Here is an 18,188-nt window from a genome sequence, read left to right as displayed (position 1 = left end):
AGCAAGCCCGCTCCCACATTGGGACGCGGTCAACTGTGGGAGCGGGCTTGCTCGCGAATGGCGTCGTCACTGATTCAACGCAATCTCGATCAACCGATGCAGCTCCTCACTCTCCAGCGCCGCCTCGAGAAACAGGATGCGAAACTGACCAGGCCTCTTCGCGAGCAAGCCCGCTCCCACATTGGGACGCGGTCAACTGTGGGAGCGGGCTTGCTCGCGAATGGCGTCGTCACTGATTCAACGCAATGTCGATCAACCGATGCAGCTCCTCACTCTCCAGCGGCGCCTCGGAAAACAGGATGCGAAACACGATAGGCGCCGCCACCATGTTGATCAGCCGATCGACCCTTGGCTTCGGCTGATCCGGATAGCGATCCAGAATCACCTGCAATTGCCCACCAATGATGGTCGCGCAATAGCTCGGCTTCAGGCTCGCTTGCACATCGCGCAGCATGTTGCGACCAGGCGCGGAACTCATCTCGTCCAGGTATTGATCCGCCCAGGCACGCACATCGCCCGCCAGGCTGCCGGTGTTGGCCGACTCGGTTTCCGGCTGCATACGGGCCAGGGCGACGTCCGCCAGAAGCGCCGACAAATCGCCCCAGCGCCGATAGATGGTCGAAGGCGTGACGCCCGCGCGCGCGGCAATTTGCGGCACGGTGACGCTGGCGCGATCCTGCTCTTCGAGCAGTTCGCGCACGGCGGTATGGATCGACTCCTGAACCCGGGCGCTGCGGCCGCCGGGGCGTAAAGTGGGTGCTGTCATCGCATGTTTCCTGTTTCGCGGGCCCTGTAAGGCCATGCAGCGGACCTTAACACAAAGAATTTGCTTTAAGCGCCACTCGGTAGCACACTCCGCAAAAGCAAAAAATTAGCTTTTGCGGAGTGTGCCCATGTCCAGTTCTCGTTCAAACCGTGCAAGCCTGTGGTTTCTGGCAATCACCTTGCTCGGTTTCCTGGCGGCTTCCACGGCGCCAACGCCCTTGTATCACTTGTATCAGGAGCAGCTGCAGTTTTCCGCCGCCATGCTTACCCTGATTTTCGGCGTGTATGCCCTCAGCCTGCTGGCCGCGCTGCTGACGGTGGGTTCGCTCTCGGATTACCTGGGGCGCAAGCCGGTGATTTTCACGGCTGTCGTGCTCAACAGCGTGGCGATGCTGTTGTTCATTTACGCCGATAGCGTCGCCTGGCTGATCGGTGCACGGGTGCTGCAAGGTTTCGCCACCGGCATGGCGACTGCCGTGCTCAGTGCCACCTTGCTCGACGTCGATCGCCAGCAGGGTCCGCTGATCAACAGTGTTGCGCCGTTGCTCGGCATGGCCATGGGCGGCATGGGTTGCGGCCTGCTGGCGGAGTTTGCGCCCGCGCCCCTGCAGTTGACCTACTGGCTGTTGCTCGCCCTGTTTGCGTTGCAGGCCGTGTATGTCTGGCGTTTGCCAGAGAGCGTATCGCCCCAGGCCGGGGCATGGGCATCTTTGCGCCCGACACTGCATGTCCCCGTGCAAGCGCGCGGAACCCTGTGGCGGGTCTTGCCGCTCAATGTGGCGACCTGGGCGCTCGGCGGTTTTTACGCATCGCTGGCGCCGTCGCTGGTTCGTACAGCCACGGGTTCGACCTCGAACCTGATTGGCGGGGCAACGGTGGCAGCCTTGACCTTGACCGGTGCTGCGATGATTTTCACCCTGCGCAATCAACCCGCGAGCAAGGCGCTGCAACTGGGCACAGGCTTGCTGCCGACAGGTATCGTGCTGATCCTGCTGGGCGTGCACAGCGCGAGTCTGCCCCTGTTTTTCCTTGGCACACTCGTCGCCGGCTGCGGCTTCGGTGCGGGATTTCTCGGTGCCGTGCGCAGCCTGGTGCCGCTGGCCTTGCCCCATGAACGGGCCGGATTGATGTCGGCGTTTTATGTGCTCAGTTACCTGGCGTTCTGCCTGCCGTCGTTCCTGGCCGGGAACCTGACGCATACGTTCGGCCTGGTGGCGACTGCCGATGGTTATGGTGCGGGGCTGATCGTCCTGTCCATCGGCGCCATGCTGATGGCGTGGCGCCAGCGCACGGGGAATAATTGTTTATCTGCAAAATAGATAACAGTTAGAGATATTACCCGTTATATCGATATTCGATCCGGATCTATGATGGGCTCCACCTCACCCGAGGAGAGGAGTTCGCCATGACATGCCCCAACACCATCAAGCCCGGTATCAAGCCGTTCAGTCATTTGCAGCACCCGCGCGAGGTCATTCGCCAGTTCACCCCTAACTGGTTCGCCGCCACCATGGGCACCGGCGTGCTGGCCTTGGCGCTGGCGCAATTGCCCGTTGCCAATCCCGTTCTGCACGTTATTGCCGAAGGGCTTTGGCTGTTCAATATCTTTTTGTTCCTGTTGTTTACCCTGCTGTACGCGGCGCGCTGGGCGCTGTTTTTCGATGAGGCGCGGCGGATTTTCGGCCATTCCACGGTTTCGATGTTTTTCGGCACCATCCCCATGGGCCTGGCGACCATCATCAACGGCTTCCTGGTGTTCGGCTTGCCGCGCTGGGGCGACGGCGTGATTGCCCTGGCCGAGACGTTGTGGTGGCTGGATGTGGCGATGTCGCTGGCGTGCGGCGTACTGATTCCCTACCTGATGTTCACCCGCCAGGAGCACAGCATTGACCAGATGACAGCCGTTTGGCTGTTGCCGGTGGTCGCGGCGGAAGTGGCGGCGGCCAGCGGTGGCCTGTTGGCGCCGCATCTGGTCGATGCCCATTCGCAACTGGTGATGCTGGTGACCAGCTACGTGCTCTGGGCATTTTCCCTGCCGGTGGCGTTCAGCATCCTGACGATTCTGCTGCTGCGCATGGCGCTGCATAAACTGCCCCACGAAAACATGGCCGCTTCGAGCTGGCTGGCGCTCGGGCCGATTGGCACGGGTGCCCTGGGCATGTTGCTGTTGGGCGCCGATGCGCCGGCAATCTTCGCCGCCAACGGTCTGTCGGGCGTCGGTGAAATTGCGGCGGGGCTGGGCCTGGTCGCCGGGATCACGCTGTGGGGCTTTGGCCTGTGGTGGATGCTGATGGCCGTGCTGATCACCCTGCGTTATCTGCGCGCCGGTATCCCTTTCAATCTTGGCTGGTGGGGTTTCACCTTTCCGTTGGGCGTCTATTCTCTGGCAACGTTGAAACTGGCCAGCACCTTGCACCTGACGTTTTTCAGTGTTTTCGGGTGTGTGCTGGTGAGCCTGCTGATCGTGATGTGGCTGATCGTCGCCAAGCGTACGGTGCAAGGTGCCTGGCGCGGCGAGCTGTTTGTCTCGCCGTGCATTGCAGGATTGAAGAAATAACCGGCAAAGATTAGGTAATGTGTGGCCTGGATCGACGTGCGACATTCCAATCACTGTATCCACGCCACTCGTTACCCACTCTTAAGCTTCAGGGACACATGGAAGATGAGTCACCCTTCACAGTTCACCTTGCTGCGCACCCGGCGTTTCCTGCCGTTCTTCGTGACCCAGTCCCTCGGGGCGTTCAACGACAACATCTTCAAGCAGTCCTTGATCCTCGCCATCCTGTACAAGCTGTCGATCGAAGGTGACCGTTCGATCTGGGTCAACCTGTGTGCGCTGCTGTTCATCCTGCCGTTTTTCCTGTTCTCGGCGCTGGCCGGGCAGTTCGGCGAGAAGTTCGCCAAGGACGCGCTGATCCGCCTGATCAAGCTTGGAGAAATCGTCATCATGGCGGTGGGCGCGGTGGGCTTCCTGTTCGACCACCTGTCGTTGATGCTGGTGGCGCTGTTCGCCATGGGCACGCACTCGGCGCTGTTCGGGCCGGTGAAGTATTCGATCCTGCCCCAGGCCCTGCATGAAGACGAACTGGTTGGGGGCAACGGCCTGGTGGAAATGGGCACCTTCCTGGCGATCCTGGCCGGGACCATCGGCGCCGGCATCATGATGTCGTCCAGTCATTACGCGCCGATCGTGTCCACCGCGATCATTGCCATCGCCGTCCTCGGTTACCTGGCCAGCCGCGGTATTCCGCGGGCGGCAGCGGCCACGCCGCAGATGCGCCTGAACTGGAACATCTTCAGCCAGTCCTGGGCCACGCTGAAACTGGGCCTGGGGCAGACCCCGGCGGTGTCGCGTTCGATTGTCGGCAACTCATGGTTCTGGTTTGTCGGGGCGATCTACCTGACGCAGATCCCGGCCTATGCCAAGGAGTGGATGCACGGCGACGAAACCGTGGTGACCTTGATCCTCACGGTGTTCTCGGTCGGTATCGCCGTGGGGTCGATGCTTTGTGAAAAGCTTTCCGGGCGCAAAGTCGAAATCGGCCTGGTGCCGTTCGGCTCATTTGGGCTGACCGTGTTTGGCCTGTTGCTGTGGTGGCATTCCGGCGGGATTCCCGACAGTGCCCTGGGCCATGGCTGGATCGAGATTCTCGGTTTCGGCCACACCTGGCTGGTGTTGCTCGACATCCTCGGCCTCGGGGTTTTCGGCGGTTTCTACATCGTGCCGCTGTATGCCCTGATCCAGTCGCGTACTGCCGAGCACGAACGGGCTCGGGTGATCGCCGCCAACAACATTCTCAACGCGCTGTTCATGGTGGTGTCGGCGATTGTCTCGATCATCCTGCTGAGCATGGTCAAGCTGTCGATCCCGCAGTTGTTCCTGGTGGTGTCGTTGCTCAATATCGGGGTCAACGCCTACATCTTCAGGATCGTGCCCGAGTTCACCATGCGTTTCATGATCTGGCTGCTCAGCCATTCCATGTACCGCGTGGAGCATCGCAACCTGGACCTGATTCCCGATGAGGGGGCGGCGTTGCTGGTGTGCAATCACGTGTCGTTCGTCGATGCCTTGCTGATTGGCGGTGCGGTACGCCGACCGATCCGCTTCGTGATGTACTACAAGATCTATAACCTGCCGGTGCTGAATTTCATCTTCCGCACTGCGGGGACCATCCCGATCGCGGGCCGTCAGGAAGACATCCAGATCTACGAAAAGGCCTTCACGCGCATTGCGCAATATCTGAAGAACGGCGAGTTGGTGTGCATCTTTCCCGAGGGCAAATTGACCGCCGATGGCGAGATCGACGAGTTCAAGGGCGGGCTCACGCGCATTCTCGAAGAAACCCCGGTGCCGGTCATTCCCCTGGCATTGCAGGGCTTGTGGGGGAGCTTCTTCAGTCGCGATCCGGGCAAGGGCCTGTTCCGCCGGTTGTGGTCGCGGGTGACGTTGGTGGCAGGGCCGGAGGTGGCCGTTGAGGCGGCGCAGCCGGCGAGGCTGCAGGCCATGGTGGGTGAGTTGCGTGGCGCGGTGCGGTAGGTCCGAAGAGGTAGGAGGTCGTCGCGATGGCGACCTCATAGGCGACCCATCGCTCACGGCTATACCCGATCTACTGTGGGAGCTGGCCTGCCGGCGATGGCGCCCGCAAGACCAACACAAGGTCGCCTCGAGTCACCCCGCCATCGTCAAGCGATTCCGCCCCTCGCGCTTGGCGACGTACAGCGCACTGTCGGCCCTGCGTAACAGGCTCTCGGCGGATTCTCCCGGCAGCAGGGTCGAGCAGCCGAGGCTGACCGTCAGCTCGACCGTGCAGCCATCGGCCGGATAATCCTCGGTCTGCGCTGCGCATCGCAGGCGTTCGCCGACCAGGGCCGCCGCTTCCCGGCTGGTGTTGGACAGCAAAATCAGGAACTCTTCGCCGCCGTAGCGAAACACCATGTCGACGTTGCGCAACTGATTCTTGATCGAGGCGGCCACGGCCTTGAGCACGTCATCACCAGCGCCGTGCCCATGGGTGTCGTTGATCTGCTTGAAGTGATCGATGTCCAGCATCAACAAGGACAAGGGTTGCATATGCCGTCGTGCCAGCTCGATTTCCCGCTGCAGCGTCTGGTCCATGGCGATGCGATTGCCGGTGTCCGTCAGCGGGTCACGCAACGCACTTTGGGTGGCGGCGCGGTACAGCAATGCGTTGCGCATCGGGAACAGCAGGGCGGCCAGCAGGGATTCCAGATGGCCCTGTTCCTGCTCGCTGAAACGCTGGTTGCGGCGAAAGACCAGTTCGCCCAGGTGCTCGCCTTCGTGGCTCAGGCTGTAGCTGATCGAGTGGTGGCCCCGCAGGCCGAATTCCAGGCGCAAGTCACTGCTCTTGTGCTGATAGCTCAAGGCATCAAGGGGTACCAGTCGTTGGATTTCGCGGTAGAACAGCCCGAGTATGCGTTGCGGCTCAAGGCTGGTTTGCAGCTGCAGGTTCAATTGCTGGCGCAACTGCGCAAGGCTGACGGGCCTCTCCAGAATCGGCGGCTGCTGACCAAAACCCAGGCGTTGCAATTTGGCGCTGTCGAAGTCAATTGCGTTGGTCTGGGAAGGTGGTTTCATATGGCGTGCGCCCTTGAGCAGTAAGGCTGTCTTACAAGCTGGGGGCGAGCAGTCTCAGGCTGCGCGTCATACTGGTCCGTCAGTCCCGTAGGACATTTCGTACAAGCTTAATCTGCTTTATCGCAGATTAGTAATCTGCGATTTGGCATCGCCCCCTCTGCTTTTCCGCAGCTAGTCGGGACAAATTCAGAGCGAAAGTCGTGCCATTTACCGGTTTTTATAAAAAATCGTTATGAATCAAAAGCTTGAATGTTGGTGAGGTTTGCGAAGGACAATGTGCGACGGTTGTTTGACTGAAGTGGCGCTGTCGCTGGAGTGCCGCGTCGGGAAGCCGACGCGGCACAAATGCGACGTACGGTACTACTGGGCGTTGAATGCCTGGCCGTTGATACCGGTGCTGTCCGGGCCCATCAGGTAGAGGTAGACCGGCATGATCTCCTCGGGGGTCGGGTTGTTCAGCGGATTTTCACCCGGATACGCCTGGGCGCGCATGCTGGTGCGGGTGGCCCCCGGGTTGATGCTGTTGGAGCGCACAGGCGCCACGGTGTCGACTTCGTCGGCCAGGGTTTGCATCAGGCCTTCGGTGGCGAATTTCGAGACGCCGTAAGCACCCCAATACGCGCGACCCTTGCGGCCGACGCTGCTGGAAGTGAACACCACCGAGGCATCCTGGGACAGCTTGAGCAGGGGCAGCAGGGTGCTGGTCAACATGAACATGGCGTTGACGTTGATCTGCATGACGCGCATGAAGTTTTCGCCGGACAGCTGTTCGATCGGGGTGCGCGGACCGATGATCGACGCGTTGTGCAGCAAACCGTCGAGGTGGCCGAATTCGCCCTCGATCATCGCGGCCAGCTCATCGTATTGATGGGGCAGGGCGGTTTCCAGGTTGAACGGGATGACGGCTGGTTGCGGATGGCCGGCGGCTTCGATCTCGTCGTAGACCTGGGTCAGGTTGGCTTCGGTCTTGCCCAGCAACAGCACGGTGGCACCATGGGCGGCATAGGTTTTGGCGGCGGCGGCACCAATGCCACGACCGGCGCCGGTGACCAGGATGACCCGGTCCTTGAGCAGATCGGGGCGGGCGGAATAATCAAACATAAAAACCTCAACCAATCAGAATACGAGCGTCCGTTACGCGGTCCCTTGTAGGAGCTTGATTGCCAGCGAAGGCGGCCAAAAGATCGATGCAAATTTCAGGGGCCTCTTCGCTGGCAAGCCAGCTCCTACAAAAAAACTTCAGCAGCCACAGAGGGCGCTATCGAGCACCTTGCGCAACTCCAGTGGATGATCGACCACCACATCCGCACCCCAATGCCGCGGATTGTCGTCCGGGTGGATATAACCGAACGTCACGGCGGCCGTCTTCGTGCCGGCATCGCGCCCCGATTCGATATCGCGCAGGTCATCGCCCACGAACAGCACGCTGGCCGGGTCGAGGTCGAGCATCTTGCAGGCGAGGATCAGCGGCTCCGGGTCAGGCTTGCTGTTCTTCACATGATCCGGGCAGATCAACAGCGCCGAGCGCTTGGCCAGCCCCAGCTGCTGCATGATCGGCTCGGCGAAACGCAGCGGCTTGTTGGTGACCACGCCCCAGATCAGGTTGGCCTTCTCGATGTCGGCCAGCAGTTCGCCCATGCCGTCGAACAGCTTGCTGTGTACCGCGCAGCCAACCAGGTAGCGCTCGAGGAACTCCAGGCGCAATGCCTCGAAGCCCGGCGACTCCGGGTCCATGGCGAAGGTCACAGCGACCATTGCCTTGGCACCGCCGGAGATTTCGTCGCGGATGTGCTTGTCGTTGATCGGTGGCAAACCCCGGTCGGCACGCATCGCCTGGCAAATCGCAATGAAGTCCGGCGCGGTGTCGAGCAGGGTGCCGTCCATGTCGAAAAGAACTGCTCTGATACGCATCGGCTTACTCCTCGCGCAGGGTCTGGATCATGTAGTTGACGTCCACGTCGGACGCCAGTTTGTAATGCTTGGTCAACGGGTTGTAGGTCAGGCCGATGATGTCCTTGACGGTCAGGCCGGCCATGCGGCTCCAGGCACCGAGTTCGGAAGGGCGGATGAACTTCTTGAAGTCGTGGGTGCCGCGCGGCAACAGCTTCATGATGTATTCGGCGCCGACGATGGCGAACAGGTACGCCTTGGGGTTGCGGTTGATGGTGGAAAAGAACACCTGGCCGCCCGGCTTGACCATACGGAAACAGGCGCGGATCACCGAGGACGGGTCCGGCACGTGCTCGAGCATTTCCAGGCAGGTGACCACGTCGAACTGCTCCGGCATCTCCTCGGCCAGGGCTTCGGCGGTGATCTGCCGGTATTCGACGTTCACGCCCGATTCCAGCTGATGCAGTTGAGCGACCGCCAGTGGCGCTTCGCCCATGTCGATGCCGGTCACGGTCGCGCCGCGCTGGGCCATGGCTTCACTGAGGATGCCGCCGCCGCAACCGACGTCGAGGACTTTCTTGCCGGCCAGGCTGACGCGTTCGTCAATCCAGTTGACCCGCAGCGGGTTGATGTCGTGCAGCGGTTTGAATTCGCTCTCGCGGTCCCACCAGCGATGGGCCAGGGCTTCGAATTTGGCGATTTCGGCGTAGTCGACGTTGCTCATGGTTTAAGTCCTCTAAAACTTGAAAAATCCTGTAGCCCCGGGGTTGAGTCCGGGGGACTTACGATTCTTTGCGGCCGCTGATGCGCTGGCCCCAGGCCTTGGCGGTGGCGACGAGTTGCTGTTCGTCCATCCGTGTCAGGCGGCGGTCGTCGAGCAGTTGCTTGCCCGCGACCCAAAGGTGTTTCACGCAATCGCGGCCGGATGCATATATAAGCTGCGAAACCGGGTCGTAGACTGGCTGCTGGGCCAGGCTCGAGAGGTCGAAGGCGACGATGTCGGCGGCCTTGCCGACTTCCAGCGAGCCGACCTCGGCTTCGATCCCCAGTGCGCGGGCACCGTTGAGGGTGGCCATGCGCAGGGCGCTGTGGGCGCTGAGAGCCGTGGCCGAGCCCGCGACGGCCTTGGCCAGCAGGGCGGCGGTGCGGGTTTCGCCCAGCAGGTCCAGGTCATTGTTGCTGGCGGCGCCGTCGGTGCCGATGGCGACGTTGACCCCGGCCTGCCACAAGCGCTCCACCGGGCAGAAACCGCTGGCCAGCTTCAGGTTCGACTCGGGGCAGTGAATGACATGGGTGTTGCTTTCTACCAGCAACGCCAGGTCTTCCTCGCTGATCTGGGTCATGTGAACCGCCTGGAAGCGCGGCCCCAGCAAGCCCAGGCGCGCCAGGCGGGCCAGCGGGCGTTCACCGCGCTGTTCGAGCGCTTGCTGCACTTCGAAGGCGGTTTCATGCACGTGCATGTGGATCGACGCGTCCAGCTCTTCGGCGATCACCCGGATTTTTTCCAGGTTTTCATCGCCCACGGTGTAGGGTGCATGGGGGCCGAAGGTGATTTTGATGCGTTCGTGATGCTTGAGGTCGCCAAACAGCTCGACGCCCTGGCGGATCGCCTCGTCCGCGGTGCTGGCGCCCGGGATCGGGAAGTCGAGGATCGGAATGGCGATTTGTCCGCGGATGCCGCTGTTATGTACGCGCTCGCTGGCAACCTTCGGGAAGAAATACATGTCAGAGAAACAGGTGATGCCACCCTTGAGTTGCTCGGCGATGGCCAGGTCCGTGCCGTCGCGGACGAAATCCTCGTCGACCCACTTGGCTTCGGCCGGCCAGATATGGTTTTCCAGCCAGGTCATCAGCGGCAGATCGTCGGCCAGGCCACGGAACAGGGTCATTGCCGCATGCCCGTGGGCGTTGATCAGGCCGGGGCTGAGCAGGATGTCCGGCAATTCGCGCACTTCGGTTGCGTTAAGCTGCAGGGCAGCGCTGCGTGGACCGATGAAGGCGATGCGCCCGTCGCGGATGCCCAGGGCATGATCCTTGAGCACGACGCCAGCGGGTTCGACGGGTACCAGCCAGGTCGGCAGCAACAACAGATCGAGCGCAGGGGCAGTGTTCGGCATCGAGGATCGGTTCCAGTGCTTTTGTAAAGGATGGCGAAGTATACCCGAGCGTCTTCGCCGGGGGATCGCTATAATCGGCGGCTTTTGTTTCTGACTGCGGGGTGTTTGATGCGCGATCGACTGTTGGCTGCTGAGAAAGTGAAGGCCATCGATTGGCGTGATGGCACCCTGTACCTGCTGGATCAGCGAGTTTTGCCGTTCGAGGAAACCTGGATCGCCTGCACCAGCGCGGCGGCAGTGGCCGAAGCCATTCGCTCGATGGTAGTGCGCGGCGCGCCGGCCATTGGCATCAGTTCCGCCTATGGCGTTGTGCTGGCAGCGCGCGCCCGGTTTGCCGAGGGCGGCCACTGGCAGGCGGCGCTGGAGGAAGATTTTGCGCTGCTCGCCGATTCCCGTCCGACCGCGGTCAACCTGTTCTGGGCCCTTGGGCGCATGCGCGAGCGTCTGGATCGCCTGAAAAAACACGCAGATCCGCTGTCCGTGCTGGAAGCCGAGGCCCTGGCCATTCATGAAAGCGACCGCGAAGCCAACCTGACCATGGCGCAACTGGGCGTCGACCTGATCCGCAAGCACCAGGGCAACGCCCAGGCGATCATGACCCATTGCAACACCGGCGCACTGGCCACCGGTGGGTTCGGCACGGCGCTGGGGGTCATTCGCGGTGCCTTTATCGAGGGCATGGTCGAGCGCGTGTATGCCAGCGAAACCCGTCCATGGTTGCAAGGCTCCCGACTGACGGCCTGGGAGCTGGCCAACGAAGGCATTCCGGTGACCCTGCATGCCGACTCCGCCGCGGCGCATATCATGAAGATAAAGGGCGTCACCTGGGTCGTCGTCGGCGCAGATCGAATCACCGCCAATGGCGACGTGGCCAACAAGATCGGCACCTATCAGATGGCGGTCAATGCCATGCACCACGGCGTGCGCTTCATGGTGGTGGCGCCGAGTTCGACCATCGACATGAACCTGGCCAGTGGCGACGACATCGTGCTCGAGGAGCGCGATGGGCGCGAGCTGCTGGAGGTAGGTGGCCAGCGGCTCGGCGCCGATGTCGATGCGTTCAACCCGGTGTTCGACGTAACCCCGGCGGACCTGATCGATGCGATCGTCACCGAAAAAGGCATCGTCGAGCGCCCGGATACGGCGAAAATGACCCAGTTGATGTGCCGCAAGCGCCTCCATTGATTGCCGTGGCGTTTGAAAGGACGCCATCGCCAGCAGGCTGGCTCCCACAGGGTTTGTGATCGACACAGATCCCTGTAGGAGCGGGCTTGCCCGCGAAGAGGCCCTGAAAGACAGTAAATGACCCTGAATCAACCCCCCAATTCAGCATTCAACTCGGCTCTAAGCCTCTCTGATCCCCTTCAAGCCTGTCATCGGTCAACTAACTATGCTCCATGCGCATCAGGGGGATAGGTGCGTGGCGGCTCTTGTGATAACATCCGGCGGTTTCCAAGGTTGTCCCGCGGGGCGACCTTTACTGCGCAGATCCATGGCATAACTCGTTGATTTGTCGTAAGTCGGTGCACGGCACTCAGCCTGCAGCGGCGAGCTTCGTTCGTCCCATATGGATGTGACGAAGTTTCACCAGAAAAAGGAATCAGGCTTCTCATGGGCGAACTGGCCAAAGAAATCCTCCCGGTCAATATCGAAGACGAGCTGAAGCAGTCCTATCTCGACTACGCGATGAGCGTAATTGTCGGGCGGGCACTGCCGGATGCGCGCGATGGCTTGAAGCCCGTGCACCGGCGCGTGCTGTTCGCGATGAGCGAGCTGGGCAACGACTTCAACAAGCCGTACAAGAAATCTGCCCGTGTTGTCGGTGACGTGATCGGTAAGTATCACCCGCACGGTGATACCGCGGTGTACGACACCATCGTTCGGATGGCGCAGCCATTCTCCCTGCGCTACCTGCTGGTAGACGGCCAGGGCAACTTCGGTTCGGTGGACGGCGACAACGCCGCGGCCATGCGATACACCGAAGTGCGCATGACCAAGCTGGCGCACGAGCTGCTGGCCGACCTGCATAAGGAAACCGTGGACTGGGTGCCGAACTACGACGGCACCGAAATGATCCCGGCGGTCATGCCGACCCGTATTCCCAACCTGCTGGTCAACGGCTCCAGCGGTATCGCCGTGGGCATGGCGACCAACATTCCGCCGCACAACCTCGGTGAAGTCATCGACGGTTGCCTGGCGCTCATCGACAACCCCGAGTTGACCGTCGACGAGCTGATGCAATACATCCCGGGTCCGGACTTCCCGACCGCCGCGATCATCAACGGTCGCGCCGGCATCATCGAAGCCTACCGCACCGGTCGCGGCCGCATCTACATGCGCGCCCGCTCGATGATCGAAGACATCGACAAGGTTGGTGGCCGCCAGCAGATCGTCATCACCGAACTGCCTTACCAGCTGAACAAGGCTCGCCTGATCGAGAAGATCGCCGAGCTGGTAAAAGAGAAGAAGCTCGAAGGCATCACCGAGCTGCGCGACGAGTCCGACAAGGACGGTATGCGCGTCGTGATCGAACTGCGTCGTGGCGAAGTGCCTGAGGTGATCCTCAACAACCTCTACGCCCAGACCCAGCTGCAAGCGGTATTCGGCATCAACATCGTTGCGCTGATCGACGGCCGTCCACGCATCCTGAACCTCAAGGACCTGCTGGAAGCCTTCGTCCGTCACCGTCGCGAAGTCGTCACCCGCCGTACCGTGTTCGAACTGCGCAAGGCGCGCGAACGTGGTCACATCCTGGAAGGTCAAGCGGTTGCCCTGTCGAACATCGACCCGGTCATCGCCCTGATCAAGGCCTCGCCAACCCCGTCGGAAGCCAAGGAAGCGCTGGTCAGCACCCCTTGGGAGTCCTCCGCCGTTGTGGCGATGGTGGAGCGTGCCGGCGCCGATTCGTGCCGTCCGGAAAACCTCGATCCGCAATACGGCCTGCGCGACGGCAAGTACTTCCTGTCGCCAGAGCAGGCGCAAGCCATCCTGGAACTGCGTCTGCACCGCCTGACCGGCCTGGAGCACGAAAAACTGCTGGCCGAGTATCAAGAGATCCTCAACCAGATCGGCGAGCTGATCCGCATCCTCAACAGCGCTACGCGCCTGATGGAAGTGATCCGCGAAGAGCTGGAAGTGATCCGCGCCGAATACGGCGACGTGCGTCGCACCGAGATCCTCGATGCCCGTCTCGACCTGACCCTGGGCGACATGATCCCGGAAGAAGATCGCGTCGTGACCATTTCCCACGGTGGCTACGCCAAGACCCAACCATTGGCTGCGTACCAGGCCCAGCGTCGTGGCGGTAAAGGCAAGTCGGCCACCGGCGTCAAGGATGAGGACTACATCGCTCACCTGTTGGTGGCCAACAGCCACACCACGCTGCTGCTGTTCTCCAGCAAGGGCAAGGTGTACTGGCTGAAAACCTACGAAATCCCTGAAGCGTCCCGCGCCGCCCGTGGTCGTCCGCTGGTTAACCTGCTGCCGCTGGATGACGGTGAATACATCACCACCATGCTGCCGGTCGAGGAATACACCGAAGGTCACTTCATCTTCATGGCCACCGCCAACGGCACCGTGAAGAAGACCCCGCTGGAATCCTTCAGCCGTCAACGCAGCGTCGGCCTGATCGCGCTGGAGCTGGACGAAGGCGACGTGCTGATCTCCGCGGCCATCACCGATGGCGAACGCGAAGTCATGCTGTTCTCCGACGGCGGCAAGGTCACTCGCTTCAAGGAATCCGACGTTCGCGCCATGGGCCGTACCGCCCGCGGTGTACGCGGCATGCGCCTGCCAGAAGGGCAGAAGCTGATTTCCATGCTGATCCCGGAAGAAGGCAGCCAGATCCTCACCGCTTCGGCGCGTGGTTACGGCAAGCGCACTGCGATCACCGAGTTCCCTGAGTACAAGCGTGGCGGCCAGGGCGTGATCGCCATGGTCAGCAACGATCGTAACGGCCGTCTGGTCGGTGCGGTTCAGGTGCTCGATGGCGAGGAGATCATGCTGATTTCCGACCAGGGTACCCTGGTGCGTACCCGTGTCGACGAAGTGTCCAGCCTGGGTCGTAACACCCAGGGCGTGACCCTGATCAAGCTGGCCAGCGATGAAACGCTGGTCGGTCTGGAGCGGGTCCAGGAGCCGTCGGAAGTCGAGGGTGAAGAGCTGGAAGGTGAAGAAGGTGCCGGGTTCGAGGGCAATGTCGTGATCGACGACATCGTCGAGGACCAGCAACTCGACGCCGCCGCTGACGAAGAACCACAGGAATAAGCGGGTAAGCAGGGGGCGGATGAAAATTCGCCCCCTTGTTGTTTGTCCTGTATGAAAAAAATCGACACCCACGACGATCAAATGTGGGAGCGGGCTTGCTCGCGAAGACGGACTGACATCCAATAAAGATGTCGCCAGTCCAATCGCTTTCGCGAGCAAGCCCGCTCCCACATTAGATTGGTGTCGGCTGATGATTTATTGCGTGATACCACCAAATCAGAGCGAGATTGGATGTGAGCAAGAGAGCCTATAACTTCTGTGCCGGTCCTGCGGCGCTTCCCGAAGCTGTCCTGCAGCGCGCCCAGGGTGAACTCCTCGACTGGCACGGCAAGGGTCTGTCGGTCATGGAAATGAGCCATCGCAGCGATGAGTTCGTGTCCATCGCCACCAAGGCCGAGCAGGATCTGCGTGATCTGCTGAATATCCCCTCGAACTATAAAGTGCTGTTCCTGCAAGGCGGCGCCAGCCAGCAATTTGCCCAGATTCCCCTGAACCTGCTGCCGGAAAATGGCTCCGCGGACTATATCGACACCGGTATCTGGTCGCAGAAAGCCATCGAAGAAGCGTCGCGCTTCGGCCACGTCAATGTTGCCGCCACCGCCAAGCCGTACGACTACTTCGCCATTCCTGGCCAGAACGAATGGAAGCTGTCGAAAGACGCGGCCTACGTGCACTACGCACCGAACGAAACCATCGGCGGCCTGGAATTCCAGTGGATTCCCGAGACCGGTGACGTTCCGCTGGTGGCCGACATGTCCTCGGACATCCTTTCGCGTCCGGTGGATGTCTCGCGTTTCGGCATGATCTACGCCGGCGCCCAGAAGAACATCGGCCCCAGCGGCATCGTGGTCAACATCGTGCGTGAAGACCTGCTGGGTCGCGCCCGTTCCCAGTGCCCGACCATGCTCGACTACAAGGTCGCGGCCGACAACGGCTCGATGTACAACACCCCACCGACCCTGGCCTGGTACCTGTCGGGCCTGGTGTTCGAGTGGCTCAAGGAGCAGGGCGGTGTCGAAGCCATCGGCAAGCTCAATGACGTCAAGCAGCGCACGCTGTACGACTTCATCGACGCCAGCGGCCTCTACAGCAACCCGATCAACAAGTCGGACCGCTCGTGGATGAACGTGCCGTTCCGCCTGGCCGACGACCGTCTGGACAAGCCGTTCCTGGCTGGCGCCGACGAGCGTGGCCTGCTGAACCTCAAGGGTCACCGTTCCGTGGGCGGCATGCGCGCCTCCATCTATAACGCCGTCGACATCAACGCGGTCAACGCGCTGGTGGCGTACATGGCAGAGTTCGAGAAGGAACACGGCTAATGTCTGAGCAAGAACTCAAGGCACTGCGCGTTCGCATTGATGCTCTGGACACTAAAGTCCTGGAGCTGATCAGTGAGCGTGCGCGTTGCGCCCAGGAAGTCGCGCGAGTAAAGATGGCCTCGCTGGCCGAAGGCGAAGTGCCGGTGTTCTATCGTCCCGAGCGCGAAGCTCAAGTGCTCAAGCGTGTCATGGAGCGCAACCAGGGGCCGCTGGGCAACGAAGAAATGGCGCGGCTGTTCCGCGAAATCATGTCCTCGTGCCTGGCCCTCGAGCAGCCGTTGAAAGTGGCGTACCTCGGTCCTGAAGGCACCTTCACCCAGGCTGCGGCCATGAAGCACTTCGGCCACGCCGTGATCAGCAAGCCGATGGCGGCCATCGACGAAGTGTTCCGCGAAGTGGCGGCCGGTGCGGTGAACTTTGGCGTGGTCCCGGTGGAAAACTCCACCGAAGGCGCGGTCAACCACACCCTCGACAGCTTCCTCGAGCACGACATGGTGATCTGTGGCGAAGTCGAGCTGCGGATTCACCATCACCTGTTGGTCGGTGAAAACACCAAGACCGACAGCATCAGCCGCATCTACTCCCACGCCCAGTCCCTGGCCCAGTGCCGCAAGTGGCTGGACGCCCATTACCCGAATGTCGAGCGCGTGGCGGTGTCCAGCAACGCCGAAGCGGCCAAGCGGGTCAAGGGTGAGTGGAACTCGGCAGCGATTGCCGGCGACATGGCGGCCGGCCTCTACGGGCTGACTCGCCTGGCCGAGAAAATCGAGGACCGCCCGGACAACTCCACGCGCTTCCTCATGATCGGTAACCAGGAAGTGCCGCCGACCGGCGACGACAAGACGTCGATCATCGTCTCGATGAGCAACAAGCCGGGCGCGCTGCACGAATTGCTGGTGCCGTTCCACGACAACGGCATCGACCTGACACGAATCGAGACCCGTCCGTCGCGCAGCGGCAAATGGACCTACGTGTTCTTCATCGATTTCGTCGGCCACCACCGCGATCCGCTGGTAAAAGGTGTGCTGGAAAAGATCAGCCAGGAAGCAGTAGCACTCAAAGTGCTGGGTTCCTACCCGAAAGCAGTTCTCTAAGGGGTGGTAGCAAATGAGTGGCAATTTCCTCGCTCTGGCACAGCCGGGCGTGCAACAACTTTCGCCATACGTTCCGGGCAAGCCCGTGGACGAACTGGCGCGTGAGCTGGATCTCGATCCGGCCAGCATCGTCAAGCTGGCCAGCAACGAAAACCCGCTGGGTGCCAGTCCCAAGGCCCTGGCGGCCATCCGTGAAGAGTTGGCTGAGCTGACTCGTTATCCGGACGGTAACGGCTTCGCGCTCAAGACCTTGCTGGCCGAGCAGTGCCGTGTCGAACTGAACCAGGTGACGCTGGGCAATGGCTCCAACGACATCCTTGAGTTGGTCGCTCGCGCCTACCTGGCGCCAGGCCTCAACGCGGTGTTCAGCGAACATGCGTTTGCGGTCTACCCGATCGTGACCCAGGCCGTCGGCGCCCAGGCCAAAGTGATTCCGGCCAAGGATTGGGGTCATGACCTGCCGGCGATGCTGGCGGCCATCGACGCCAATACCCGCGTAGTGTTCATCGCCAACCCGAACAACCCGACCGGGACCTGGTTCGATACCGAGGCGCTGGACGAATTCCTCCAGGACGTGCCTGAGCACGTGCTGGTGGTGCTGGACGAGGCCTACATCGAATACGCCGAAGGCAGCGACCTGCCGGACGGCCTGGACTTCCTCGCGGCTTACCCGAACCTGCTGGTGTCGCGCACATTCTCCAAGGCCTACGGCCTGGCGGCGTTGCGCGTCGGCTATGGCTTGTCCACCGCCGTGGTCGCCGATGTGCTGAACCGCGTGCGCCAGCCGTTCAACGTCAACAGCCTGGCCTTGGCCGCTGCCGGCGCTGCGCTGCAGGACGCCGAATACCTGGCTGAAAGCCGTCGCCTGAACGAGTCGGGCATGCAGCAACTGGAAGCGGGTTTCCGTGATCTGGGGCTGGGCTGGATTCCATCCAAAGGCAACTTCATCTGCGTTGACCTCGGTCAGGTGGCGGCCCCGGTGTTCCAGGGGCTGCTGCGCGAAGGCGTGATCGTGCGTCCGGTGGCCAACTACGGCATGCCGAACCACTTGCGCATCACCATTGGCCTGCCGGCGGAAAACAGCCGCTTCCTCGAGGCGCTGGCCAAGGTTCTGGCCCGTGGTTGATGTCACTGCACTGCA

14 protein-coding genes are annotated in these 18,188 nt (G+C 61.5%); 8 read left to right on the top strand and 6 right to left on the bottom strand.

Features of this window, described 5'->3' with window-relative positions; all coding sequences use genetic code 11:
• Positions 1-229: 229 nt before the first annotated feature.
• Positions 230-766 carry a TetR/AcrR family transcriptional regulator gene (locus SOP85_RS18530; protein WP_323627811.1) on the bottom strand — a complete coding sequence of 179 codons (537 nt, stop codon included), beginning with the start codon at positions 764-766 and terminating at the stop codon, positions 230-232.
• Positions 767-893: 127 nt separating this feature from the next.
• Here SOP85_RS18530 and SOP85_RS18525 point away from each other — a divergent pair, with 127 nt between their 5' ends.
• The 3 genes from SOP85_RS18525 (at position 894) to SOP85_RS18515 (ending at position 5,302) form a co-directional block, all read left to right on the top strand.
• Complete coding sequence (locus tag SOP85_RS18525) at positions 894-2,084, top strand: MFS transporter (protein WP_323627810.1); 1,191 nt, start codon at positions 894-896, stop codon at positions 2,082-2,084.
• 86 nt (positions 2,085-2,170) lie between these two features.
• Positions 2,171-3,322 carry a TDT family transporter gene (locus SOP85_RS18520; protein ID WP_323627809.1) on the top strand — a complete coding sequence of 384 codons (1,152 nt, stop codon included), beginning with the start codon at positions 2,171-2,173 and terminating at the stop codon, positions 3,320-3,322.
• 105 nt (positions 3,323-3,427) lie between these two features.
• Complete coding sequence (locus tag SOP85_RS18515) at positions 3,428-5,302, top strand: MFS transporter (RefSeq protein WP_323627807.1); 1,875 nt, start codon at positions 3,428-3,430, stop codon at positions 5,300-5,302.
• A 132-nt stretch (positions 5,303-5,434) separates the two neighbouring features.
• Here SOP85_RS18515 and SOP85_RS18510 read toward each other — a convergent pair whose 3' ends face one another.
• The 5 genes from SOP85_RS18510 to SOP85_RS18490 all read right to left on the bottom strand — a co-directional run bounded on the left by SOP85_RS18510 (position 5,435) and on the right by SOP85_RS18490 (position 10,368).
• Complete coding sequence (locus SOP85_RS18510; protein ID WP_274074936.1) at positions 5,435-6,361, bottom strand: GGDEF domain-containing protein; 927 nt, start codon at positions 6,359-6,361, stop codon at positions 5,435-5,437.
• A 360-nt stretch (positions 6,362-6,721) separates the two neighbouring features.
• Positions 6,722-7,462 (bottom strand): YciK family oxidoreductase, encoded by a 741-nt coding sequence (locus SOP85_RS18505; protein WP_323627806.1) that lies wholly within the window; start codon positions 7,460-7,462, stop codon positions 6,722-6,724.
• Between the two features lie 138 nt (positions 7,463-7,600).
• On the bottom strand, positions 7,601-8,272 hold the full coding sequence (gene mupP, locus SOP85_RS18500) for an N-acetylmuramic acid 6-phosphate phosphatase MupP (protein WP_323627804.1): 672 nt from the start codon (positions 8,270-8,272) through the stop codon (positions 7,601-7,603).
• A 4-nt stretch (positions 8,273-8,276) separates the two neighbouring features.
• Positions 8,277-8,975 carry a bifunctional 2-polyprenyl-6-hydroxyphenol methylase/3-demethylubiquinol 3-O-methyltransferase UbiG gene (gene ubiG / locus SOP85_RS18495; protein WP_274074939.1) on the bottom strand — a complete coding sequence of 233 codons (699 nt, stop codon included), beginning with the start codon at positions 8,973-8,975 and terminating at the stop codon, positions 8,277-8,279.
• A gap of 58 nt (positions 8,976-9,033) precedes the next feature.
• Positions 9,034-10,368, bottom strand: a complete 1,335-nt coding sequence (locus SOP85_RS18490; protein WP_323608464.1) for a TRZ/ATZ family hydrolase — start codon at positions 10,366-10,368, stop codon at positions 9,034-9,036.
• Between the two features lie 108 nt (positions 10,369-10,476).
• Here SOP85_RS18490 and mtnA point away from each other — a divergent pair, with 108 nt between their 5' ends.
• From mtnA to hisC, 5 genes are all read left to right on the top strand, one after another.
• Entirely contained in the window at positions 10,477-11,553 is a 1,077-nt protein-coding gene (gene mtnA, locus SOP85_RS18485) for an S-methyl-5-thioribose-1-phosphate isomerase (RefSeq protein WP_274074941.1), read from the top strand.
• A gap of 426 nt (positions 11,554-11,979) precedes the next feature.
• Positions 11,980-14,634 (top strand): DNA gyrase subunit A, encoded by a 2,655-nt coding sequence (gene gyrA / locus SOP85_RS18480; protein WP_274074942.1) that lies wholly within the window; start codon positions 11,980-11,982, stop codon positions 14,632-14,634.
• Positions 14,635-14,867: 233 nt separating this feature from the next.
• A complete protein-coding gene (gene serC / locus SOP85_RS18475; protein WP_274074943.1) occupies positions 14,868-15,953 on the top strand; it encodes a 3-phosphoserine/phosphohydroxythreonine transaminase in 1,086 nt (361 codons plus the stop codon).
• The gene (pheA, locus tag SOP85_RS18470; RefSeq protein ID WP_027620100.1) at positions 15,953-17,047 is read left to right on the top strand and encodes a prephenate dehydratase; all 1,095 of its coding nucleotides are present in this window, start codon (positions 15,953-15,955) and stop codon (positions 17,045-17,047) included. The genes serC and pheA overlap by 1 nt, the downstream gene beginning before the upstream one ends.
• A gap of 13 nt (positions 17,048-17,060) precedes the next feature.
• Complete coding sequence (gene hisC / locus SOP85_RS18465; RefSeq protein WP_323627802.1) at positions 17,061-18,173, top strand: histidinol-phosphate transaminase; 1,113 nt, start codon at positions 17,061-17,063, stop codon at positions 18,171-18,173.
• The last annotated feature ends 15 nt before the right edge of the window (positions 18,174-18,188 follow it).

The organism is Pseudomonas sp. YuFO20 (assembly GCF_035064975.1).
In the GTDB taxonomy this organism is placed as follows: domain Bacteria; phylum Pseudomonadota; class Gammaproteobacteria; order Pseudomonadales; family Pseudomonadaceae; genus Aquipseudomonas; species Aquipseudomonas putida_AE.
Note: the sequence above shows the minus strand (reverse complement) of the source record. Positions and strands in the feature narration are given on the sequence as shown.